At 69.2% G+C, this 23086-nt stretch carries 24 protein-coding genes; 19 read left to right on the top strand and 5 right to left on the bottom strand.

Going from position 1 to position 23086, the window contains the following annotated elements; genetic code table 11:
* Nucleotides 1-105 precede the first annotated feature (105 nt).
* The 6 genes from OG787_RS48820 to OG787_RS48845 are packed head-to-tail and all read left to right on the top strand — an operon-like array spanning nt 106 to nt 6141.
* Nucleotides 106-1383 carry an acyl-CoA dehydrogenase family protein gene (locus tag OG787_RS48820; protein ID WP_405539920.1) on the top strand — a complete coding sequence of 426 codons (1278 nt, stop codon included), beginning with the start codon at nt 106-108 and terminating at the stop codon, nt 1381-1383.
* On the top strand, nt 1380-2396 hold the full coding sequence (locus OG787_RS48825; RefSeq protein WP_369031697.1) for a phosphotransferase family protein: 1017 nt from the start codon (nt 1380-1382) through the stop codon (nt 2394-2396). The genes OG787_RS48820 and OG787_RS48825 overlap by 4 nt, the downstream gene beginning before the upstream one ends.
* Nucleotides 2393-3334, top strand: coding sequence for an NADPH:quinone oxidoreductase family protein (locus OG787_RS48830; protein ID WP_405539921.1), 942 nt, complete (start codon nt 2393-2395; stop codon nt 3332-3334). The genes OG787_RS48825 and OG787_RS48830 overlap by 4 nt, the downstream gene beginning before the upstream one ends.
* Nucleotides 3324-4175 (top strand): acyl-CoA dehydrogenase family protein, encoded by an 852-nt coding sequence (locus tag OG787_RS48835; protein WP_369031695.1) that lies wholly within the window; start codon nt 3324-3326, stop codon nt 4173-4175. Before OG787_RS48830 ends, OG787_RS48835 begins: the two co-directional genes overlap by 11 nt.
* Nucleotides 4172-5320: an acyl-CoA dehydrogenase family protein gene (locus tag OG787_RS48840; RefSeq protein ID WP_405539923.1), complete on the top strand. Its 1149-nt coding sequence runs from the start codon at nt 4172-4174 to the stop codon at nt 5318-5320. Before OG787_RS48835 ends, OG787_RS48840 begins: the two co-directional genes overlap by 4 nt.
* 29 nt (nt 5321-5349) lie before the next feature.
* Entirely contained in the window at nt 5350-6141 is a 792-nt protein-coding gene (locus tag OG787_RS48845) for an enoyl-CoA hydratase (protein ID WP_369031693.1), read from the top strand.
* Between the two features lie 91 nt (nt 6142-6232).
* Here OG787_RS48845 and OG787_RS48850 read toward each other — a convergent pair whose 3' ends face one another.
* Genes OG787_RS48850 through OG787_RS48870 form a run of 5 tightly spaced genes read right to left on the bottom strand, consistent with a single transcriptional unit; the run spans nt 6233 to nt 10313 of the window.
* Nucleotides 6233-7447: an amidohydrolase family protein gene (locus OG787_RS48850; protein ID WP_369031692.1), complete on the bottom strand. Its 1215-nt coding sequence runs from the start codon at nt 7445-7447 to the stop codon at nt 6233-6235.
* Nucleotides 7448-7453: 6 nt separating this feature from the next.
* Nucleotides 7454-7774: a hypothetical protein gene (locus tag OG787_RS48855; protein WP_369031691.1), complete on the bottom strand. Its 321-nt coding sequence runs from the start codon at nt 7772-7774 to the stop codon at nt 7454-7456.
* A complete protein-coding gene (locus OG787_RS48860; protein ID WP_405539926.1) occupies nt 7761-9026 on the bottom strand; it encodes an aromatic ring-hydroxylating dioxygenase subunit alpha in 1266 nt (421 codons plus the stop codon). The genes OG787_RS48855 and OG787_RS48860 overlap by 14 nt, the downstream gene beginning before the upstream one ends.
* A 34-nt stretch (nt 9027-9060) precedes the next feature.
* On the bottom strand, nt 9061-9594 hold the full coding sequence (locus tag OG787_RS48865; RefSeq protein WP_405539928.1) for a carboxymuconolactone decarboxylase family protein: 534 nt from the start codon (nt 9592-9594) through the stop codon (nt 9061-9063).
* Nucleotides 9591-10313, bottom strand: a complete 723-nt coding sequence (locus tag OG787_RS48870) for an SDR family NAD(P)-dependent oxidoreductase (RefSeq protein ID WP_369031688.1) — start codon at nt 10311-10313, stop codon at nt 9591-9593. Before OG787_RS48870 ends, OG787_RS48865 begins: the two co-directional genes overlap by 4 nt.
* Nucleotides 10314-10559: 246 nt before the next feature.
* Here OG787_RS48870 and OG787_RS48875 point away from each other — a divergent pair, with 246 nt between their 5' ends.
* From OG787_RS48875 to OG787_RS48935, 13 genes are all read left to right on the top strand, one after another.
* Nucleotides 10560-11291 carry an SDR family oxidoreductase gene (locus OG787_RS48875; protein WP_405539929.1) on the top strand — a complete coding sequence of 244 codons (732 nt, stop codon included), beginning with the start codon at nt 10560-10562 and terminating at the stop codon, nt 11289-11291.
* Nucleotides 11292-11325: 34 nt separating this feature from the next.
* Nucleotides 11326-12762, top strand: a complete 1437-nt coding sequence (locus tag OG787_RS48880) for an aldehyde dehydrogenase family protein (protein WP_405539930.1) — start codon at nt 11326-11328, stop codon at nt 12760-12762.
* Nucleotides 12759-13967 (top strand): CaiB/BaiF CoA transferase family protein, encoded by a 1209-nt coding sequence (locus OG787_RS48885; RefSeq protein ID WP_405539931.1) that lies wholly within the window; start codon nt 12759-12761, stop codon nt 13965-13967. Before OG787_RS48880 ends, OG787_RS48885 begins: the two co-directional genes overlap by 4 nt.
* Nucleotides 13968-14021: 54 nt before the next feature.
* The gene (locus OG787_RS48890; protein WP_405539932.1) at nt 14022-15392 is read left to right on the top strand and encodes an ABC transporter substrate-binding protein; all 1371 of its coding nucleotides are present in this window, start codon (nt 14022-14024) and stop codon (nt 15390-15392) included.
* A 51-nt stretch (nt 15393-15443) separates the two neighbouring features.
* On the top strand, nt 15444-15644 hold the full coding sequence (locus OG787_RS48895; RefSeq protein WP_405539933.1) for a ferredoxin: 201 nt from the start codon (nt 15444-15446) through the stop codon (nt 15642-15644).
* Nucleotides 15645-15662: 18 nt separating this feature from the next.
* A complete protein-coding gene (locus OG787_RS48900; RefSeq protein WP_405539934.1) occupies nt 15663-17027 on the top strand; it encodes a cytochrome P450 in 1365 nt (454 codons plus the stop codon).
* Entirely contained in the window at nt 17024-18700 is a 1677-nt protein-coding gene (locus OG787_RS48905) for a thiolase C-terminal domain-containing protein (protein ID WP_405539936.1), read from the top strand. The genes OG787_RS48900 and OG787_RS48905 overlap by 4 nt, the downstream gene beginning before the upstream one ends.
* Nucleotides 18697-19605 (top strand): alpha/beta hydrolase, encoded by a 909-nt coding sequence (locus tag OG787_RS48910; RefSeq protein ID WP_405539937.1) that lies wholly within the window; start codon nt 18697-18699, stop codon nt 19603-19605. Before OG787_RS48905 ends, OG787_RS48910 begins: the two co-directional genes overlap by 4 nt.
* Nucleotides 19602-20150, top strand: a complete 549-nt coding sequence (locus tag OG787_RS48915; RefSeq protein ID WP_405539938.1) for a DoxX family protein — start codon at nt 19602-19604, stop codon at nt 20148-20150. The genes OG787_RS48910 and OG787_RS48915 overlap by 4 nt, the downstream gene beginning before the upstream one ends.
* On the top strand, nt 20150-21031 hold the full coding sequence (locus OG787_RS48920; protein ID WP_405539939.1) for an NAD(P)-dependent oxidoreductase: 882 nt from the start codon (nt 20150-20152) through the stop codon (nt 21029-21031). Before OG787_RS48915 ends, OG787_RS48920 begins: the two co-directional genes overlap by 1 nt.
* 134 nt (nt 21032-21165) lie before the next feature.
* A complete protein-coding gene (locus tag OG787_RS48925; protein ID WP_405539940.1) occupies nt 21166-22452 on the top strand; it encodes a cytochrome P450 in 1287 nt (428 codons plus the stop codon).
* A complete protein-coding gene (locus OG787_RS48930; protein WP_369031676.1) occupies nt 22449-22637 on the top strand; it encodes a ferredoxin in 189 nt (62 codons plus the stop codon). The genes OG787_RS48925 and OG787_RS48930 overlap by 4 nt, the downstream gene beginning before the upstream one ends.
* A 35-nt stretch (nt 22638-22672) precedes the next feature.
* On the top strand, nt 22673-22984 hold the full coding sequence (locus OG787_RS48935; protein WP_369031675.1) for a DUF1330 domain-containing protein: 312 nt from the start codon (nt 22673-22675) through the stop codon (nt 22982-22984).
* Nucleotides 22985-23086: the final 102 nt, after the last annotated feature.

Genomic DNA, 23086 nt, shown 5'->3' on the forward strand with positions numbered 1-23086 from the left:
GAGACTCTTACTTGCATGGAATGAGAATGTTATTCTCGCCTGCATCGCGGACGTCCGGAGCAGTGCCCGCGCGGCATCGAGTCGTCGAAACGAGGGTCGTCTGACATGGCATGGGACTTTTCCACCGAGCCCGAGTTCGAGGAGAAGCTGGAGTGGATCAGGAGGTTCCGCGCCGAGCGCGTGGACCCACTGGACCTCCTCTACCCCGACCGCGCCTACCATCCCCTCGACGACGAGACCGGCCCGGTCGTCCGCGCCCTCAAGCAACAGGTGCGCGACCAGGGCCTGTGGGCTCCGCACCTCGGTCCCGAACTGGGCGGACGCGGCTTCGGACAGCTGAAGCTGGCCCTCATCAACGAGATCCTCGGTACGTCGAGCTGGGCACCTGTCATCTTCGGCACGGCGGCCCCCGACACCGGCAACGCCGAGATCATCGCCCGCTATGGCACCGAGGAACAGAAGGAGCGCTACCTCCAGCCACTGCTGGAGGGTGAGTGCTTCTCCTGTTTCTCGATGACCGAACCGCAGGCCGGCGCCGACCCGAAGATGTTCACCACCCGGGCCGAGCGTGACGGCGACGACTGGGTCATCACCGGCCGCAAGTACTTCTCGTCCAACGCCCGCACCTCGAAGTTCGTCATCGTGATGGCGGTGACCGACCCGGACGTCAGCCCCTACAAGGGCATGTCGATGTTCCTCGTACCGAGCGACACCCCCGGCATCCGCATGGAGCGGAACGTCGGGCTGCTCGGCGAGGGCCCCGAGGACGGCATGCACGCGCTGATCGCGTACGACGGCGTCCGCGTCCCCGGTGACGCGCTGCTCGGCGGGGAGGGCCAGGCGTTCGCCATCGCCCAGACCCGGCTGGGCGGCGGACGCGTCCATCACGCCATGCGCGTCGTCGGGCAGTGCCAGCGGGCGCTGGACATGATGGCCGAGCGGGCGCTGTCCCGCGAGACCGAGGGCAGCCGGCTCGCGGACAAGCAGCTCGTGCAGGCCGATCTCGCCGACTCCTACGCCCAGTTGACGCAGTTCCGGCTGATGGTTCTCTACACGGCCTGGCAGATCGACAAGTACAACGACTACAAGCGGGTCCGCAAGGACATCGCCGCGATCAAGTTCCTGACGCCGAAGGTCCTGCACGACGTCGTCTACCGCTCGATGCATCTGCACGGAGCCCTGGGCGTCTCCAACGAGATGCCCTTCGCCGACATGTGGACCGGCGCGGCTGTCATGGCCGTCGTCGACGGACCGACGGAGGTCCACAAGATCACCGTGGCCCGCGATCTCCTGCGCGGCTACGAGGCCACCCCCGGACTCTGGCCCACCCAGCATCTGCCCGCACGCCGGGAGTGGGCCCGCAAGCAGCTGGAGAACCTGTGAACACAGAGTCGCTCGCCCGCTGGCTGGACGGCCAGGACATCGCCCCCGGCGAACCCGTCGAGGTCTCCCTCATCTCCGGGGGCACCTCCAACGACATCTACGAAATACGGCGCGGCGACCGCCAGTTGGTGTTGCGCAAGCCGCCCGAGAAGGTCCCGCCGGGCCGCAACGAGACCATGCTCCGAGAGTTCCGGGTGCTGAACGCCCTGAACGGGACGGACGTTCCGCATCCCGAGGCCGTCGCGGTGTGCGAGGACACCGACGTCATCGGGTCCTGCTTCTACCTCATGGGCCATGTCGACGGCTGGTCGCCGATGAACGTCGAGGGCGGCTGGCCCGAACCCTTCAAGAGCGACCTCGCCCTGCGACCCGGCCTGGCCTACGAGTTGGTGGAGGGCATCGCCCGGCTCGGCAACGTCGACTGGCGGGCCCAGGGTCTTGAGGGCTTCGGCCGGCCCGACGGCTTCCACGACCGTCAAGTGGACCGCTGGCAGGCCCACTTGGCCAAGTTCAAGTTCCGCGAGATACCCGGCCTGGACGCGGCCGCCGACTGGCTGCGCGCGCACCGGCCCAGTCACTGGACCCCGGGCATCATCCACGGCGACTACCAGTTCGCCAACGTGATGTTCCAGCACGGCGCCCCCGCCCGCCTCGCCGCCCTCGTCGACTTCGAGATGGCCACCGTCGGCGACCCGCTCCTCGACCTCGCCTGGGTGATCATGGGCTGGCCGAACGCCGACGAGGACCGCACCCAGAAGGGGTACGTCAGCTACGAGGGCATGCCCGACCGGGCCGACCTGCTGGAGCACTACGCCAAGGTCAGCGGCCGGGACGTGAGCGAGATCGACTACTACGTGGTGCTGGCCCGCTTCAAGATGGCCATCGTCCTCGAAGGCGGCTACGCCCGGCACGTCAAGGGCGAGGGCGGCAACCCGAAGATGGCCTTCTACGGCGACACGGTCCTGACGATGGCCGCCCAGGCCGCCGAACTGGCCGCGACGACCCGGCTATGAGAGCCGCCCGCTGTCACACCCTCGGCGGTCCGGTGACCGTCGAGGAGGTCCCGGAGCCGACGGGCGAGGTGCCGGTCGATGTGAGGTTCGCGGCGATCAACTTCGCCGACGTGCTGGTGATCGAGGGCGCCTACCAGGTGAAGGCCGCGGTGCCCTTCACCCCCGGGAGCGAGTTCGCGGGCGTGGTCGCCCGGGACGGGCACGGATTCCGCGCCGGGGAGCGGGTCTTCGGGTCGGCGTTCATCGGCGCCTTCGCCGAACGCGTCGCTGTTCCCGCCACCAGCCTCCACCGCGTCCCCGACGCCGTCCCCATGGAACGCGCGGCGGCCTTCGGCGTCTCGCACGCCACCGCCTTCAACGCCCTGCGCCTGGTCGCCGACGTACAGGAGGGCGAGCGGGTCGCGGTGCTCGGCGCGGCCGGCGGGGTCGGCCTCGCCGCCGTCGAACTCGCCCTGCTGCTGGGCGCGGAGGTCATCGCTGTCGCGTCCAGCGAGGAGAAACGCGCCGCCTGCGCCAAGCTCGGTGCCCAGACCGTCCTGCCGTACGACAACCTGAAACGCGCGCTCCAGGAGGTCGGCGGTGCCGATGTCGTCGTCGACCCGGTCGGCGGGCCGCACTCCGAGCAGGCGCTGCGCGGGATGCGCTGGGGCGGCCGGTTCGTCAATGTGGGTTTTGCGAGCGGGGAGATACCGGGCATCCCGTTGAACCTGGCGATGCTCAAGGGCGTCACGATCCACGGCTTCGACTTCGGCGGCTGGGCCCGGCACGACCGGGAGGCGCTGGTCGCCGCCCGCACCGAACTGCACCGACTGTTCGCCGAGGGGGCCATCAACCCCCGTATCCATGCCGTCCACCCGCTCGACGAGGTGGGAGCCGCGCTGCGGCTCGGCCGGGGTGCCATCGGCAAGGTTCTTCTGGAGGTCGCCCGTGGAGTTTGAATTCGACGAGGACCAGCGGATGCTGCAACGCATGGTCCGCGAGACGGTGGCCAAGTCGCGCGCCCTGCCCGAGGACCAACTCTGGTCGACCTACCTGGAGTTGGGCTGGCTTGAGGCCCCTCCGGTGGAACTGGCGATCATCCTGGAGGAGTTGGGGTACGCCGCTGATCCGACGCCCTTCCTCGCCACGGCCACCTGGTTCGCGCCGCTGGCCGGACGGCTGCCGAGCGGCTCGGGGACGGCGGTCTTCGACGGCGTCGGGGAGTTCGTCCTCGACGCCGACCGGGCGGACGAGATCGCGATCCTCACGTCGGACGGTGTGGTCGTCCGGAGTGGCGCCGAGGTGCGTGCCGAACGGGTTGCCGTTTTTGACCCGACGATCCATGTGGCCCGGGTCGAGCAGAGTGAACTCGTCGCCGGTGTACCCGAGTTGGCGTTGATGGGGCTGGCGATCTCCACCGTCGGCAGCTGTCGGCGCATCCTCGATCTGGTCGTCGCGCATGTGAAGCAGCGACAGCAGTTCGGGGTGCCCATCGGGTCCTTCCAGGCGGTCAAGCACAAGGCCGCCGACATGTACGTCGCGATCGAACGGGCCCGGGCACTCGCCCTCTACTCCGCCCTCACCATCGCGGAGGACGACCCGGAGCGGGCGCGGGCCGCCGCGATGGCCAAGGCGTCGGCGGGGGAGTGCCAACGGCTGTGCTTCCAGAGCGGGTTCCAGCTCTTCGGCGCGATGGGCTACACCTGGGAGAACGAACTCCAGATCCACCTCAAACGGGCCAAGGCCGGTGACCTCCTGCTGGGTACGGCGTCCGTGCACAGGAAGGCGCTGCTGGTATGAGACTCGCCGCCGACCCCGAGATCGAGGAGTTCCGGGCCGAGTTCGCCGCCTTCCTCGACGCCAACCTGCCCACCGCCGAGGAAGCCGTCCCTCGTGCGAAGTCCAGCGCGGACGTGCCCGGTTGGGCGCGCGAGTGGCAGCGGAAGCTGTTCGACGCGGGCTGGCTGGTGCCCGGCAATCCGCCCGAGTACGGCGGACGGAACGCCTCCCTGCCCCAACTGCTCGCCCACGCCGAGGAGTTGTCCCGGCGCCGGATCTACCACAGCTTCAATCCGCAGGGCGTCGGCATCATCGCCGCCTCCATCCTCAGCTTCGGCACCGAGGAGCAGAAGCAGCGGTGGGCCGCGCCCATCCTGCGCGCGGAGCTGACGGCCGCCCTCGGCATGAGCGAGCCGGGCGCAGGTTCCGACCTCGCCGGGCTGCGTACGCGCGCGGCCCTGGAGGGCGACCACTTCGTCGTCAACGGGCAGAAGGTGTGGACGTCGGGGGCGCATGACGCGGACGTACTGCTGACGTTCGTACGCACCGATCCGGAGGCGCCCAAGCACAGGGGCATCAGTGTGCTGCTGATCCCCACCGACACCGAGGGCGTGGTCCGACGGCCCTTCGGGTCCATCGCGGACCCCGACGACTTCGACTTCAACGAGGTGTTCTTCACCGACGTCCGGGTGCCCCGGGAGAACCTGATCGGCCCGCTGAACGAGGGCTGGAAGGTGGCCAACGGCTCGCTCGGGCACGAACGGACCCTGCTGTGGCTGAGCTACGCCGAGCGGCTTGAGGACCTGATCCGGGACGCGGCGTGCGACGAGGAGTGGTACGCCACGCTGCTCATGGACTTCCAGGCGCTGAAGCTGCTTGGCTATCGACGACTCGGCGCCGACCGGAATCCGGCCGAGGTGTCCGTGCTCAAGCTGTTCGGCTCGGAGGCCGTGCAGAACGCCACCCTGCGCGCCCTGGAGGCGCACGGCACCGAGGCTCTGCGTCATCCCGCCTCGACGGCCCCGCACTTCCACATGAACATGGAGGTGTTCTCGTCCAGCTGGTTCGAACGGTACGCGCGCAGCTTCGGCGGGACCATCGCCGGCGGCACCTCCGAGATCCAGCGCAACATCATCGCCGAGCGCATCCTCGGCCTGCCCAGATAGCCGCCGGGACCGACAGAGGGAGCACGCGGATGGACCAGATTCTGTACGAGGTCAAGGACCGGGTCGCGGTCATCACGCTCAACCGGCCCGAGGTCGCCAACGCCCAGACGATGTCGCTCCTCGACGATCTCGACGACGCGTGGAGCCGGGCCGCGGCCGACGAGGACGTACGCGTGATCGTGCTGCGCGGCAACGGGCGGCACTTCTCCGCCGGGCACGATCTGAAGGACCGCTGGCCGGGTCCGAAGGAGATCACCCTGGAGTGGATCTACAACGCGGAGACCCGCCGGTATCTCGACTACACCCTGCGCTGGCGGAACATTCCGAAGCCGTCGATCGCCGCCGTGCAGGGCAAGTGCATCGCGGGCGGGCTCATGCTCTGCTGGCCCTGCGATCTGATCGTGGCCGCCGAGAACGCCGAATTCTCCGACCCCGTCGTCCACATGGGCATCGGGGGCGTCGAATACCACGGCCACACCTGGGAGTTGGGCGCCCGCAAGGCCAAGGAGATCCTCTTCACCGGGCGGGCTGTCACGGCGGCCGAGGCGGAGAAGGTCGGCATGGTGAATCAGGTCGTTCCGCTCGACGAACTCGACGCGGCCACCATGGACCTGGCCGACCGTATCGCCCAGATGCCGCCCTTCGGGCTCCGCCAGGCCAAGCGGGCCGTCAACCAGAGCCTCGACGTCCAGGGTTTCTACGCGGCCATCCAGTCGGTGTTCGACATCCACGAGACGGGGCACGGGAACGCGCTGAGCGTGAGCGGATATCCGGTGCTGACCCGGCTGGAGGGCATGAAGGAGCACATCAAGAGCCAGTAGCCGGGCCGGAGTTGCGAGCGGCGGACGCGAACGGGCCGCTCGGCGGGGGTGTGCGCTACCCCGCCGAGCGGCCCTGTTCGTGCGGCTCGTGTCACGTCCGCTCGTCGCGGAAGACCTTGCCCCCCTTCATCACGAACCGCACGTCGGCCAGGACCGACATGTCCTCAAGTGGGTTGCCCGGTACGGCGATCAGGTCCGCGAGCAGGCCCTCCGCGATGCGCCCTCGGTCGTCCGCGTCGATCAGCTCGGCCGCGTTGACCGTCGCCGCCCGCAGCACCTCCAGCGGCTCCATGCCCCGCTCGACGAGCGCGACCATCTCCTGGGCGCCCTTTCCGTGCGGGATCGCCGGCGCGTCCGTGCCCACCGCCATCCGGACGCCCGCCTTCGCGGCCCTGGCGACGACCGACCGGGCGTGCGGGAACACCTCGGCGGCCTTGGCGCGCAGCTCGGGCGCCGCCCGGGAGACGTCCATGCCGTCGATCAGCGCCGTCGTCGGTACAAGGAAGGTGCCGCGCTCCGCCATCAGTTCGATGGTGTCGTCGTCCAGCAGGAAGCCGTGCTCGATGCAGTCGATGCCCGCCTCCACCGCCGACCGCACCGCGTCGGCCCCGTGGGTGTGCGCGGCCACCTTGAGCCCGCGCCGATGGGCCTCGTCGACGATGGCCCGCAGCTCCGCGTCGGAGTAGTGCTGCGCGCCGGGCGTGCCCGTATGGGACATGACACCCCCGGACGCGCAGACCTTGATGAGCCGCGCCCCGTGCTTGATCTGGTACCGCACGGCCTTGCGCACCTCGTCGACCCCGTTGGCGACGCCCTCCTCCACGGAGAGCGGCATGATGCCCGGGGCCAGCGCGCCGAACACGCTGGGGTCCAGATGACCGCCGGTCGGCGTGATCGCGTGCCCCGCCGGGATGATCCGGGGCCCCTCGATCCAGCCGGCGTCGACGGCCTTCGCGAGGGCCACGTCCAGCAGATAGCCGCCGGTCTTCACGAACAGCCCGAGGTTCCTGACCGTGGTGAAGCCCGACCGGAGGGTGCGCCGGGCGTTGCCCACCGCCCGCAGCATGCGCAGCGGCGGATCGTCCTGGACCATCGACAGCACCGGGGTCTCGCCCCGGCCGCCCATCAGGAGGTTGACCTCCATGTCCATCAGACCGGGCAGCAGGGTGACGTCTCCCAGGTCGAGTACGTCACCCCCGGCGTCGCCGGTCCGCGCGATGCGGTCCCCGTCGACATGGACGAGGCCCGGTTCCTCGAACTCCCCGGTCTCGACGTGCAGTACACGCGCCGCTTTGAGCGTGACCACGACCGGTCAGACCTTGGGTTCGACGACGAGGTCCATATAGGCGGCCCCGCTGTCCGGCACCCGGGCCTGCTTCCACACCTCGACCGGGAACGACACGTTCACCAGGGAGAACATCAGCAGGAGCAAGTTCCGCTCGGGCTCCGGCAGTTCGTCGAGCGGGAACTTGTCGAGATGGTCGGAGGCCTGCTCAAGGAGCGGGAACGCCACGTCGTAGAAGGCCTGCATCTCCTCCATGGAACTGGCCAGCCGCTTGCTGTAGCGCTCCCGTTCGGTCTCCAGGACCCAGGCACCGAACGGTTCGAGCACCGCGAACTCACTGGGCAGCATCGGTGTGCTCCTTGACGTAGTCGGCGACCGTCTTGTGCAGATGGCGGAGCAGCAACTCCTGGTCGCAGAGCGGGAAGTCGGTCACGACCCGGCTCTTGAGCATGGTCTGCGTGGCCTCCAGGGTGTTGCCGTCCTGGAGGGCGTACTCCTTGAACGTCACCGCCGTGAGTTCCTGCTTCAGCCGCTCGCGTGCCGTCTTGGCGGGCACGAAGTACAGGTTGGCCTCGAAGATGTGCTTGTCCACCGCCGTCGGCCAGTAGTGGTACGTCAGATACCAGCCGGGCTTCCAGATCAGCAGCGTCATGTTCGGGAAGAACTCGAAGGAATCGTTCCCCCACGCCCGGTGGCCGCCCGGGTTGAGTCCCGGGGGCAGGGGGTCGAGCCCCTCGATGTCGGGGGCCTCCCAGGGGCCGAACAGGCCGCTGCGCAGGACGCGTTCGATGGGCTTGACGATGCTCAGGTCCTTGGGCGGGGACATGCCTCCCCAGGACGAGATCATCGAGTGCGGGCTGTGGATCTCGTAGTGCAGCGCCTCGTACCCGACGTTGAAGAGCTTGTCGGCCTCGTCCTTGACGGCCTGCTTCATGTGCAGGACGGGGGCGTGGTAGAACTCCGCGAACGCGTCGATGAACAGCTTCCAGTTGCTGCCGACCTCGGCCTTGTACGTGAAGACCTCGGTCATCTCGTGGAAGGGGTAGCCCTCGAGGCCCTTGGCGAACTCGCCGAGGTACTCCTTGAGCGGCTGGGCGTTCGGGTCCAGGTTGACGAAGATGAACCCCTCCCAGACCTCGCAGCGGACCGACTTCAGGCCGTAGTCCGCCTTGTCCAGGTCGAAGAACTCCTGCTCCTGCTGGACGAAGGTCAGATCGCCGTCGAGGCTGTAGCGCCAGGCGTGGTACTTGCAGGTGAACTGACGGCAGGTGCCCTTGACCTCCTCGCCCGGGAAGTCGTTCCACACCAGCTTGTTGCCGCGGTGCCGGCAGAGGTTGTGGAAGGCGCGGACCTCCTTGTCCCTGCCCCGCACGATGATCAGCGAGCTGTCCACGACCGCCAGTTCCTTCGTGAAGTAGCTGCCCGTCCTCGGCACCTGCTCCACGCGTCCGACGTTCAGCCAGGTCCGCTTGAAGACGGCCTCCCGCTCGGCCTCGTAGTACGCGGGGTCGATCGAGTCCTCGTAGTTCACCGGACTCGTGCCCAACTCGGGGTACTGCTCGGTCCAGCTTCCGGCCGCCGGCTTGGCGAAGTGTGGCATGATCACTCCCTTCTCCAGAATGAGAATAGCATTCTCATTCTGGGTTATTGAAGTTCTCGTCAGGGATTCCTGGATCCAGCTCCACCTCGAAGGTGTTGAAGGCCGTGGCCAGCAGGCCGTACGTGCCGACCGTGAACACCAGGTCCATGAGCTGGCGGTCGTCCAGGTCCGCGGCGAGGGCCTCGTACGTCGCGTCGGACAGCCGCGAGTCCGTCTCCAGCTCGTCCACCGCCCGGTTGAGGGGTGTGGGGGCTCCGGTGCGGATGAGGCCGATCTCCTCGTCGGTGACTCCGGCCTTCCGGGCGATCAGGACGTGCTGCGCCCACTCGTACCGGCACCGGCGCCGCCAGGCCACGCGGAGGACGGCCAGCTCGCGGATGCGATTGGGCAGCGTCGAGTCGACCAGGAGGTACTTGTTGAACGCGAGGAAAGCCTTGGCCAGTTCGGGATGCCGGGCGAGCAGTCCGAGCGCGTTCGAGGGCGGTTTGCGGGCGTCGGGCGCCGAGGAGCCCAGCGCCTCCATGTACTCGGCGTACGGGAGGGGGGTGACGCGGCGCGTGCGGTTCACGTGTTGCGCCCGCCGTTCACGCCCAGGATCTGCCCGGTGATGTACCCGGCCTCCTCCGAGACCAGGAACGCGCAGGCCGCGGCGATGTCCTCGGGGCGCCCGACCCGTCGTACGGGAGTGCGCTCGATGTGCTCCTCGACCGTCCCGCCGAGCAGCTCGCGCGACTCGGCCTTGCGCAGCATGGGCGTGTCGATGAAGCCGGGCGGCACCGCGTTGACGGTGATCCCGGCCGGACCCAGTTCGAGCGCGAGCGCCTTGGTGAGGCCGTTGACCGCCGACTTGGCCGCGACGTAGTGCGTCATGAACTGCTGCCCGGACTGAGCGCTGGAGGAGGAGATGTTGACGATCCGGCCCCAGCCGGCCTCCAGCATGTCGGGCAGTGCGGCCTGGACGCAGTGGAAGACGCCGTTGAGATTGACGTCGATGATCCGCTGCCAGGCTTCGAACGTCAGATCCTGGAAGCGCTTGTAGCCGGCCACCCCGGCCGCGTTGACCAGGACGGTGACCGGCCCGAGCCGCTCCCGGACGGCGGCCAGCGCCGCGTCCACCTGGGCGCGGTCGGTGACGTCGGCGGTCTGTGCGAACGCCGGGGCCGAGTCGGAGGGGTTCAGGTCGAGGGTCGCGACCTGGTAGCCGTCGGTCTTCAGTCGCTCGGCGATCGCCAGCCCGATTCCGGAGCCGCCTCCGGTGACGACCGCGGTCTTCATCGTGTCGATCATGGAAATCTCCCTTCCGTGATTGAGAAGCCTATTCTCGCTACCGGTCCGGCGGGTAGTGTCGTGCGGATCTCGGCTCGATGTCGTGGGAGGTCGGGATGTGGGGTGATGTGTCCCGGCGGCCCTCCGCCCACCTCCCACTTCCTGTGACGCCGGACATTCTCGTGTTCGGATGGTTGATTTGCTGAAAGTGAGAATGTAGTTTCCGCCACATTGGAGCAAGCCGCCCATCCCGAGCAAGGAGACAGGATGCGGTTCCAGGACAAGGTGGCGATCGTCACCGGTGCGGGACAGGGAATCGGCGAGGACTACGCCCGGGCGCTGGCCGCCGAGGGGGCCCGCGTCGTCGTGGCCGAGATCAACGAGGACCAGGGGCAGCGGGTCGCCAAGGACATCGACGGGGCGCTCTTCGTCCGGGTCGACGTGGGGGACCCCGAGTCGGCCGAGGCGATGGCCGCCGCCACGGTCGCCGAGTTCGGCCGGATCGACTACCTGGTCAACAACGCCGCGATCTACCACAGCATGAAGCGCGAGGGCCTCACCACCATCGACCTGGGCTACCTCAACCACTTCATCCAGGTGAACCTGATGGGCGCGCTGTACTGCACCCGGGCGGTCGTCCCGCACATGACCGAGGGCGGCGCGATCGTCAACCAGTCGTCCACCGCTTCCTACATGGCCTCCGGGTACTACGGGCTCGCCAAGTCCGGCATCAACCACCTCACCGCCTCGCTCGCCGCCGAACTGGGCGGACGGAAGATCCGCGTCAACGGCATCGCCCCGGGGCCGACGGACACCGACGCCACCGCCACCGTCGTACCGAAGGAGCACCAGGACGCGATGGCGCAGCGGCTCGCCCTCGGCCGGATGGGACAGCCCAGTGACCTGACCCCGACCGTGCTGTTCCTGCTCTCCGACGCCGCCGGCTGGCTCACCGGACAGGTCGTCGCCGTCGACGGCGGCCAGGGGGTCCGGCTGTGAGGCGGCAACTCAGCGACGTACGGGGGGTCCTGCGGTGAAACGGCTGCTCATCGACGGACAACTCGTCGGGACCGAGAACACCTTCCCCTCGCTCAACCCCGCCACCGGCGAGGTCCTCGACCAGGCCCCCGACGCCACGGTCGCCCAGACCGAGGTCGCCGTGGCCGCCGCCCGCCGCGCCTTCGACACCACGACCTGGGCGACCGACGTCCAGTTCCGCATCCGCTGTCTCGACCAGCTCCACCAGGCGCTGACCGACCATCTGGAAGAGCTGCGCGAGCTGACGATCGCCGAGGTCGGCGCACCCCGCATGCTGACCTACGGCCCCCAGCTCGACGATCCGGTCAAACTGGTCCGCTTCTACGCCGACCTGCTGCGCAAGTACCCCCTCACCGAAGATCTCGGCGAGGTCGAGATCCGCGGCCAGCGCCACCGACGCTGGGTGGAGAAGGAGGCCGTCGGGGTCGTCGCCGCGATCACCGCGTACAACTACCCGAACCAGCTGGCCCTGGCCAAACTCGCCCCCTCGCTCGCCGCGGGCTGCACGGTCGTCCTCAAGGGCGCCCCGGACACCCCGCTGACCACGCTGTTCCTCGGTGAACTGATCGCCGAGCACACGGACATCCCGCCCGGTGTGGTCAACGTGCTGACCTCCACCTCCGTCGAGGCCGCCGAGGTGCTCACCACCCACGCCGACGTCGACATGGTCTCCTTCACCGGGTCCACCGCCACCGGCCGACGGATCATGGAGGTCGCGAGCCGCACGGTGAAGAAGGTGTTCCTGGAACTCGGCGGCAAGTCCGCCATGATCATCCTCGACGACGCCGACTTCACCACCGCCGCCATGTTCGCGGCCGGCACCATCTGCTCCCACTCGGGACAGGGCTGCGCGCTCACCACCCGGCTCCTCGTACCCCGGGCCCACCACGACGAGATCGTCGAGAAGGTCGCCGCGGGCCTCGCCCGGATGCGCATGGGCGACCCCACCGACCCCAAGACCTTCGCCGGCCCGCTCATCAGCGCCAAGCAGCGCGACAAGGTCGATGGCATGGTCCAACGTGCCGTCGCGGCGGGCGCGAAACTCGTCAGCGGCGGTACGAAGGTCGACCCCGGGTTCTACTTCACGCCCACCCTGCTCACCGATGTCGACCCGGACGGCGAGATCGCCCAGGACGAGGTCTTCGGACCCGTGCTCGTGGTCATCCCGTACGACGACGATGACGACGCCGTCCGTATCGCCAACAACTCGGTGTACGGGCTGTCCGGCGGGATCCAGAGCGCGGACGACGAGCGGGCCATCGCCCTCGCGCGCCGCATCCGCACCGGCACCTTCAGCATCAACGGCGGCAACTACTTCGCCGCGGACGTGCCGTTCGGCGGCTACAAGCAGTCCGGCATCGGCCGCGAGAGCGGTGTTCCGGGGCTTGAGGAGTTCCTGGAGTACAAGTCCTTCGCGGCGGTCGTCCGGTGAGGCCACTGGAGGGAATCCGCGTCCTCGAAGTCGCCATGTACGGCTTCGTCCCCTCGGCGGGCGCCGTCCTCGCCGACTGGGGCGCGGACGTCATCAAGGTCGAGCACGCCGTCAACGGCGACCCGCAGCGCGGCCTCAGGCAGACCGGCACGTTCGTCGTCGAGGGCGATCCCAACCCCAACGTCGAACACGCCAACCGGGGCAAGCGCAGCCTGGGCCTCGACATCTCCCGGCCCGAGGGCCGCGAGGTGCTGTACGACCTGGCCAGGCGCGCCGACGTGTTCCTCACCAGCTTCCTGCCCGGACACCGCGAACGCTTCGGCATCGACGTGGACGACATCCGCGCCGTCAACCCGGACATCGTCTACGCCCGGGGGAGCGCCCTGGGCCCGCGCGGCCCCGAGGCGGTCAAGGGCGGCTACGACATGACCGCCTTCTGGTGCCGGGCCGGCACCGCCGCCAGCATCACCCCGGCCGGCACCGAGGGCATGATCAGCCCGCCCGCACCCGCCTACGGGGACACCATCTCCGGGACCAACCTCGCCGGCGGCATCGCGGCGGCCCTGCTGCGACGCGAACGCACCGGCGAGGCCTCGGTCGTCGACGTCTCCCTGCTCGGCAGCGGCGTCTGGGCCATGGGACACGCCACCGCGCTCTCCCTCCACCTCGGCCGGCCCTGGGTCGCACCCCCGGCGGGCGCCCACGGCTCCCCGGCCAACCCCCTGTCCGGGCTGTACTCCACCTCCGACGGCCACTACCTGGCCTTCGTGATGATGCAGCCCGGCAAGTTCTGGGCCGACGTGTGCCACCACATCGACCGCCCCGAACTCGCCGACGACCCCCGCTTCGCCACCGCCGAACTCATCGCGGCCAACACCGAACAGGCCGTCAAGATCCTGCGCGAGGTGCTCTCGGGCCGCACCCTCGCCGACTGGACCAAGCGCTTCGCCACCCTCGCCGGACCCTGGGCCCCCGTACAGGACACCCTCCAGGTCGGCGAGGACGCACAAGTGCGGGCCAACGAATACCTCGTGAAGGCAGGCGAACTCCAACTCGCCGCCAGCCCCGTGCAGTTCGACGTCACCGCCCCCGTACCGCTCGGGCCCGCGCCCGAGTTCGCCGCCCAGACCGAGGAGATCCTCCTCGAACTGGGCCTGGACTGGACCCGCATCCTCGAACTGAAAGAGGCGGGCGCGGTCACCTGATCACCGCAGCTGGGTGATTCCCGTAGTTCCAGAACCTTCTCACCTGGAGGACCGATGAGACGACTGCTCATCGCGACCGCGCTCGTCCTGGCCCTGGCCGGGTGTTCCGACCGCTCCACCACCACATCCAGTGCCGGCGAGCCGTCCACATCCGGATCCGGGGCCGCCGCCAACGCGGACTTCGGCACACTCAAGAACGTCTGCCACTCCGGCAGCCCCAAGTCCGTGACCGAACAGGGCATCACCGACAGCGAGATCAAGGTCGGTGTGTTCAGCGACATCGGCTTCACCAAGAACCCCGAGTTCGTCAACGCGGCCAAGGTGTTCACCTCCTGGTGCAACGCCGCCGGCGGCATCAACGGACGCAAGATCGTCCCCGTCACCCGCGACTCCAAGCTCATGGAGGTCCAGCAGCGGATGATCGAGGCCTGCCGGGACGACTTCGCCCTGGTCGGCGGCGGCGCCGCCTTCGACGGCACCGGCGTCAAGGAACGGCTGAGCTGTCTGCTGCCCGACTTCCCCGCACAGTCCAGCACGATCAACGCCCTCGGCGCGGACCTCCAGGTGCTCGCCCAGGGCGCCGGAGTCGGCTACGCCCCCTACACCGGCTACTACACCTGGCTGATCAAGGAGGCCCACCCGGACTCCGCCGACCACGTCGGCATCATCTCCGGCGACGTCCCGCTCACCAAGGTCCTCGCCGAACAGGCCAAGGAACTGATTCCGGCCATCGGCGGCAAGGTCGCCTACACCGACGTCTACCCGGCGGCCGGGGTCTCCGACTGGACGCCGTACGCGCAGACCATCAAGAGCAAGAAGATCAAGGGCCTCATCTTCAACGGCCAGTTCAGCCAGCTCGCCAAGCTGGAACAGGCGCTCACCAACACCGGCTACCAGCTCGACTGGATCGACACCAACAACAACGCCTACGGCCCCGCCTTCCTCCAGCTGGCCGGCACCTCGCTCGGGAAGCAGAACAACTACGCCGACCTCAGCGGTGTCACCCCGCTGGAACAGGCATCCACCAACCCGGCGACCAAGCAGGTCGAGGACCTCTTCGCCAAGTACGCGCCCGACGCGGAGGTCACCCTGCCCGCGCTGCGCTCCTTCGACGCCTGGCTGCTCTTCGCCACCGCGGCCGGTGCGTGCGACGAGCTGACCCGCAAGTGCGTGTACGAGAACGCGATCAAGCAGACGGAGTGGACGGCGGGCGGACTCCAGGCCCCGATGGACCTGACGAAGGTCACCAACCCGCCCGAGTGCTTCAACGTCGTCAAGGCGACCGACAAGGGCTGGACCGTCGCCGACTTCAAGCCGGATCAGGGCTCCTACCGCTGCGACATCCCGGCGTACAAGTACAAGAAGTCCTACGGCAAGCCGATGACGCTCGCCGACGTCGGCAAGTCCATGGCGGACCTGAAGTAGCGGGCGGGAGCCCCAAGTCGAGGCAGAACGCCCGAAGTTGCGGCAGGAAGGATGCAGGTCGTGAAGGTACGCGTCGACCCGGAGCGCTGTCAGGGGCACACGCTCTGTGCCATGCGGGCGCCGAAGGTGTTCGAACTGAGCGAGATCGACGGTCACTCGTCGGTGATCGACGAGGAGGTTCCGGACGACCAGCAGGACCAGGTCGTCGAGGCGGTCAGGTCCTGTCCGGAACGCGCGATCTTCGTTTCCTGAGGGGAGAACCACGACACGATGACCACGGACGACGACGCCGACCGAAAGAAGCACACGGTCCACTTCGACCGGCACACCCCCGAGTACCGGCACCAGTTCACCGACACCACCCACGAGTTGCAGTCCAAGTGCCCCATCGCCTGGACCGAGACGCACGGCGGCCACTGGGTCGCCAGCGGCAACCGTGAGGTCTTCGAACTGGCCCGGGCCGCCGAGTTCATCTCCAACGACCACGACGTCAGGGGCGAGCGGCGCGGATACCAGGGCATCACCATCCCGCCGCCGTCCAAGGAACGGGGCCAGGTCCAGGGCGGGTTCCTGGAGATGGACCCGCCGGAACAGCGCCACTACCGCCAGGCACTCAACCCCTATCTCTCCCCGGCGGCCATCAGCCGCTGGATCCCGGTCGTCGACGAGGTGGTGCGGGCCGCCATCGACGAGAGGATCGAGTCCGGCCGGATCGACTTCGTCGACGACCTCGCCAACGTCGTCCCGGCCGTCCTCACCCTGGCGATGATGGGCATCCCGCTCAAGGACTGGACCGTCTACAACGAGCCGGCCCACGCCTCCGTCTACACCCCGCCGGGCTCGCCCGACATGAAACGCGTCGCCGAGATGGCCCGGAACATGGGCATCGGCCTGGCCACGGCCATCGCCGAGATCCGTGCCGACCCCAGGCCCGGCCTGGTCGACGCCCTCATCCACGCCGACATCAACGGCAAGACCCCGCCGGACAGTGAACTCCTGGGCGTACTCGCCCTGTTGATCGGCGGCGGCTTCGACACCACGACCGCGCTCACCGCACACGCACTGGAATGGCTGGGCGAGAATCCCGCTGAGCGGGACCGGCTCAGCCGCGAACGGGACACCCTGCTGGACTCTGCCACGGAGGAGTTCCTGCGGTACTTCGCGCCCGCGCCGGGCGACGGACGCACGTTCTCCGCCGACTGCGAGATCGCCGGAACACGCTTCAAGGAGGGAGAACGGCTCTGGCTGTCCTGGGCGATGGCCAACCGAGACCCCTCCGTCTTCCCCGACCCCGACACCATCCACCTGGAACGCCCGGCCAACCGCCACAGCAGTTTCGGCCTCGGCATCCACCGCTGTATCGGCTCCAATGTCGCGCGTACGGTCTTCAAGCGCATGGTCACCCAGGTGCTCGACCGTATGCCCGACTACCAGTGCGACCCGGAGGGCACCGTTCACTACGAGACCATCGGCATCATCCAGGGCATGCGCCACCTCCCGGCGACCTTCACTCCCGGTCCCCGGCTCGGCGCAGGGCTCGACGAGACGCTGGAGAAGCTGCAACAGGTCTGTGACGAGCAGCGGATCGCCGAGCCGGTGACCGTCCGCAAGGCGAAGGCGAAGATCACCCCATGACCGACGAGACACCCGACATGTCGGGACGCGCCGCGCCGGAGATCACCGAGGAGAACGCCTTCTTCTGGGCCTCCGGCGCGGACGGCCGGCTGCGCCTGACGGAGTGCGGGTCCTGCGCGGCCCTCATCCATCCGCCGCAGCCGGTGTGCCGCTACTGCCACGGGCACGAGACCGGCGTGCGGGCTGTCTCCGGCTTCGCGACCCTGATCGGCTTCACCGTCAATCACCGTTTCCCCGCACCCGGGTTGCCGACCCCGTTCGTCGTCGCCCAGGTCGCCATCGAGGAGGACCCCCGGGTCCGCCTCACCACCAACGTCGTCCAATGCGAGCCCGAACAGCTGAAGTTGGGCATGCGCATGGAGGTCGTCTTCGAGCGGGCCGGGGAGTCGTGGCTGCCCCTGTTCCGCCCGGCGGCCGACCAGGGGGAGCCGGCGCCCTTCCCCACGGACGCCATCGAACCGTCCCAGTTCCGGGCCCACGTACGGCCGATGGTGACCCCCGAGAAGTTCGAGGACAAGGTCGCGATCACCGGCGTCGGCGCCTCGGAGATCGGGCGCCGCCAGCTCGTCCCGCCGCTGTCGCTGACCGTGAAGGCGTGCCAACGCGCCATCGAGGACGCCGGGTTGACCATCGACGACATCGACGGTCTGGCGGCCTACCCGGGCGCCGGAGCCTACGGAGGCTTCGCCGAGGGCGGGGTCACCGCGCTGGAGGCCGCGCTGGGCGTCCAACCCACCTGGTACAACGGCGGCAGCGAGACCTTCGGCCCCGGCGGCTCCCTGGTCGCGGCGATGCTCGCGGTCGCGGGCGGTCTCGCCCGGCATGTGCTGTGCTTCCGTACGGTCTGGGAGTCGTCGTACGGCGAACTGGTCAAGCGCGGCCGGATCGCCGCGCCCGGCGCGGGCGCACCGGCGGCGGGCTGGATGAAACCCTTCGGGGCGTACTCGGCCGCGCACACCCTCGCCATGAACGCGCAGCGCCACTTCGACCGCTACGGCACGACCCGCGAGACCCTCGGCTGGATCGCCCTCAACCAGCGGGCGAACGCCGCGCTCAACCCCACCGCGATCTACCGCGACCCGATGACCATGGACGACTACCTCCAGGCCAGAATGGTCACCACCCCCTTCGGCCTGTACGACTGTGACGTGCCCTGCGACGGATCGGTCGCCGTGATCGTGTCCGCCGTGGACGCGGCCCGGGACCTCGCAAAACCGCCCGTCCTCGTCGAGGCGGTCGGCACCCAGATCCTCGAACGCATCGAGTGGGACCAGAGCACCCTCACCCACGAACCCCAAGTCCTCGGCCAGTCCGCCCACCTCTGGACCCGCACTTCACTGCGGCCGACGGACGTCGACATTGCCCAGCTGTACGACGGCTTCACCTTCAACTGCCTCTCCTGGATAGAGGCGTTGGGCTTCTGCGGGATCGGCGAGGCCAAGGACTTCCTGGACGGCGGCAAGAACATCGCCCGTGACGGACTGCTGCCCCTGAACACCCATGGCGGACAGCTCTCGCACGGCCGCACCCACGGCCTGGGGTTGGTCCACGAGGCGATCACCCAACTGCGCGGCGAGGCCGGCGCCCGCCAAGTGGCGGACGCCCGGGTCGCCGTGGTCAGCACCGGCGGACTGGCCCCGAGCGGTGCGATCCTCTTCCGGACCGACACATGACCGGTGCCTCACGCGTCGTCGTCGACGTGGATGGCATCGCCGTGTCCGCTCTGCTGCGCGAGGCACGGCAGCCGCGCGCCGTCGTCCTCGCCCTGCACGGCGGGGCGGCGTTCTCCGGGTACTTCGACTACCCGGACCGGCCCCGTATGTCACTGCTGCGCACCGGCGAGGCCCTCGGCTTCACGGTCATCGCCATCGACCGCCCCGGATACGGCAGTTCGGCCCCGTACGCCGACGAGTTCACCTCCGCCGAACGGCGCGTCGACGTCGCCTACGGAGCCGTCGAACGCCTCCTCGCCGCTCGCCCGCGCGGAGCTGGCGTCTTCGTGCTGGCCCACTCCATCGGCTGCGAACTCGGAGTCCGCATGGCGGCCGACGAGCGCCGCGGCGGGGACCTGCTCGGCCTGGAACTCGCCGGCACCGGACGCCGTCACCACGACGACGCGGCCGGCATCCTCGGCGACTGGCGGCACCGGCCACCCAACAGCGGGGTGCGCGACCTGCTGTGGCAGCCGGCCCGGCTCTACGCGGACGACGTGGTCGGCGGCGCCCGCATCTCGTCGCGCTCACCCGCGTACGAAGGGGTCGTGGCCCGTAGCTGGATCGACACGTTTCCCCTACTCGCCCCGAGAATAGGGGTCCCCGTTCACTACACACTCGGCGAGCATGAACGGGTGTGGAGTTCCGGACCCTCGGCGCTCGCCGACATCGCCTCCCTGTTCACCACGTCGCCCCGGGTCGCCGTCGACGAACAGACCGGCGGCGGACACAACTTGAGCATTGGGTTGACCTCTATGGCCTATCACCTCAAGGTGCTGTCGTTCGTGGAGGAATGCGTGCTCGCACGCGAGGAACAGACTTCGGCGGCGGAGGTCGCCGAACGGCAGCAGGGGAGAGCAAGTTGACGAACGCGGAAGTGGTCGCGTTGCTGGTCGTCAGAGTGGTCCTGGGCGTCATCATGATCGCGCACGGACTCAACCACTGGCGGGGCGGCGGAAAGATCGAGGGCACGGCCCGCTGGTTCGGCGGACTCGGACTGCGGCAGGGCAAGTTGCAGGCGTGGATGAGCGTGGTCACCGAGATCGGCGCGGGCGCGCTGCTGGTCCTCGGTCTGTTCACCCCGCTGGCCTGCGCGGCGGTCGTCTCGGTGATGCTGGTCGCGGGGCTCCTCGCCCACCGGACCAACGGGTTCTTCGTGTTCAAGGACGGCTACGAGTACGTCCTGATGCTGGCCGTGATCTCCCTGGCGCTCGGGGTGTTCGGGCCCGGCAAGGTGTCCCTGGACCACGCGGCGGACATCGAGATCACCGGCTGGGCCGGCGGCGGCATCGCGCTCGGCGTGGCCGTGGCGGCGACGGCGGGACTGCTCGCGACGTTCTGGCGTCCCGAGCGGCCCGCGAAGACACCGGAGACGCCGGCGGCCGAACCGGCCGCGCAGGAGGCCGGCTGATGCGCGTCGGATTCATCGGGCTCGGCAACCAGGGCGGGCCCATGGCACGGCGGATCGTCGACGCCGGATTCACGACGACCCTGTGGGCGAGGAGACCCGCCTCGCTCACCCCGTTCGCCGGTACGCCCGCCCAACGTGCCGTCTCCGCCGCCGAGTTGGCCGCCGCCAGTGACCTCGTGTGTGTCTGTGTCGGCGACGACGCGGACGTCGAGGAGGTGATCGTCGGCGACGAGGGTGTCCTCGCCGGGCTGCGGCAGGGCGGGGTGATCGCCGTGCACAGCACCGTCCATCCCGACACCTGCCGCCGGCTCGCCGACCGGGCACGGCTGCGCGGGGTCGCCCTGGTCGACGCGCCGGTCAGCGGAGGCGGCGGCGCGGCGGCCGAGGGACGGCTGCTGGTCATGGTCGGGGGCGAGTCCGGGACCGTCGCCTTCTGCCGACGGGTGTTCGAGACGTACGGCGATCCGGTCGTCCACATGGGCCCGCTGGGCTCGGGGCAGGTCGCCAAGCTGCTCAACAACGCCCTGTTCACGGCGAACCTGGCGACCTCCGCCGACGTACTCGCCCTCGGGCGCAGCCTCGACGTGGACCCGGCCGGCCTCGCCGACGTCCTCGCGCACGGCAGCGGGGCGAGCTTCGCGCTGCGCCGGGTCGCCGCGGACGGCGGCACCCTGGAACGCCTGGCGGCCCACGCCGGTCCGCTGCTGCGCAAGGACGCGCGGCTGCTGGCCGACCTCGCCGAGGAGGCGGGCAGCCCGGCGGGCACGACCGTGATGCGGACCGCCGACGACGCCCTCGCCCTCATGGCGCAGAGCGCCGTGATCCCGGCGTCGGGGGTCCGCCCGGTCCGGGGAAGGGTGCGTGGGCGCCGGGCCGGATGAGTCGGTACAACCCGTCAACTACCGTTCGCCACAGTCGAATCCCAACCGATTCCCGCAATTGGAAACGGCCTTCTCATTATTGAAGAGCATTGATATCGTCCGGTGTGAGGGTGACGAAGGGAGCCGTACAGGCCGTGAACGACTTCGACGCGATCGACTTCTTCCGGGACGAGGGCCCCGTCGCGGACCCCTACCCCTACTTCGAGGCTCTACGCGGCCGGTGCCCCGTACAGCGCGAGAGCCATCACGACGTGATGATGGTGACCGGGTACGACGAGGCGGTGCAGGTCTTCAGCGACTCCGAGACGTTCTCGTCGTGCGTGTCGGTGACCGGGCCCTTCCCGGGGTTCCCGGTCCCGCTGGAGGGCGACGACGTCAGTGAGCTGATCGAGCTTCACCGGGACGAACTCCCGATGAGCGACCAGCTGCCGACGTTCGACCCGCCCATGCACACGGCCCACCGCGGGCTGCTGATGCGGCTCATCACGCCGAGGCGCCTCAAGGAGAACGAGGCGTCCATGTGGCACCTCGCCGACGTCCAGCTGGACGAGTATCTGGCCGCGGGCGAGGACGACTTCATCGGCGGTTTCGCAGGGCCGTTCACCCTGCGGGTCATCACCGACCTGCTCGGCATCCCCGACGCGGACCGGGACGAGTTCGTCGAGGCGCTCAACCGGCCGCATGCCGACCCGGGTGTCGGCAGCACCAGTGGCGAGATGACGCACACCCCGCTGGAGTACCTGTACGACCGGTTCGCGGCCTACGTCGAGGACCGCCGCCGCGAACCCCGCGACGACGTGATCACCGGCCTCGCCGTCGCGACCTTCCCCGACGGCTCGACCCCCGACGTCGCCGACGTCGCCCGTGTCGCCACCAACCTGTTCGCGGCCGGTCAGGAGACCACCGTCCGGCTGCTGAGCAACGCGCTCAAGATCATCGCTGAACAGCCCGAGATCCAGGCGCTGTTGCGGGCCGAGCGGGACCGCCTCCCGAACTTCATCGAGGAGGTGCTGCGGATGGAGAGCCCCATCAAGGGCGACTTCCGGCTCTCCCGCACACCGACCACGGTCGGCGGCGTCGACGTCCCCGCCGGCACCACGCTCATGGTCCTCAACGGCGCCGCGAACCGCGACCCGCGCCACTTCGACGACCCGCAGACCTTCGACCCCACGCGCGCCAACGCCCGCCATCACCTCGCGTTCGGCCGCGGCGTCCACACCTGCCCCGGCGCACCCCTCGCCCGCGCCGAGGCCCGCGTGGCCATCGAACGCATCCTCGACCGTACGTCCGACATCAGGATCTCCGAACGGGTGCACGGCCCGGCCGACGCCCGCGAATACCGGTACCTGCCGACGTACATCCTGCGCGGACTCACCCACCTCGGCCTGGAGTTCACCCTCGCAGAGGAGCCCGCCCGATGAAGGCCGCCGTGGACGAGGACCGCTGCCGGGGACACGGCGTGTGCTGGACCCTGTGCCCCGAGGTCTTCGACCTCACCGACGACGGGTACGCCGAGGTGCTGCTGCCCGAGGTTCCCGCCGAGCACGAGAGCGCGGTGCGCACGGCGGTAAGCAGTTGCCCCGAGCGGGCCATCGTGTTGAGCTGAGGCCCGACCGCACAGTGAGCCGAGAGGAGTTGGCGATGCCCAAGGGGTATGTGATCGTCACCGAAGCCATCAAGGACCCGGCGGGCATGGAGGCCTACGCCCGCGCCGCGGGGGCGACGCTGGCGGCGCACGGGGCGAAGATCCTGGCCGTCCACGACGGGGCGGAGTCGCTGGAGGGCGAGTGGCACGGCGACCGGACCGTCGTCCTCGAATTCGAGTCGGTGGAAGCGGCCCGTGCCTGGTACGAGTCCGCCGAGTACGCGAAGGCCAGGCCCCTGCGGCAGGCGGCGGCCGACTCCAACGTGGTGATCGTCGCCGGTTTCGAGCCTCCTGCCGGGAACGGCTGACGCCAGCCCGGAACACAGAGTCAACGCCCGCCTTTCCGGCGGGCGTTGGTGTTTCTGGCGCACTCTGCCGAAAACCGTCGCCGACCGCCAGTGGCCGAAAGG

This window comes from Streptomyces sp. NBC_00075 (assembly GCF_045041225.1).
Lineage (GTDB): Bacteria > Actinomycetota > Actinomycetes > Streptomycetales > Streptomycetaceae > Streptomyces > Streptomyces adonidis.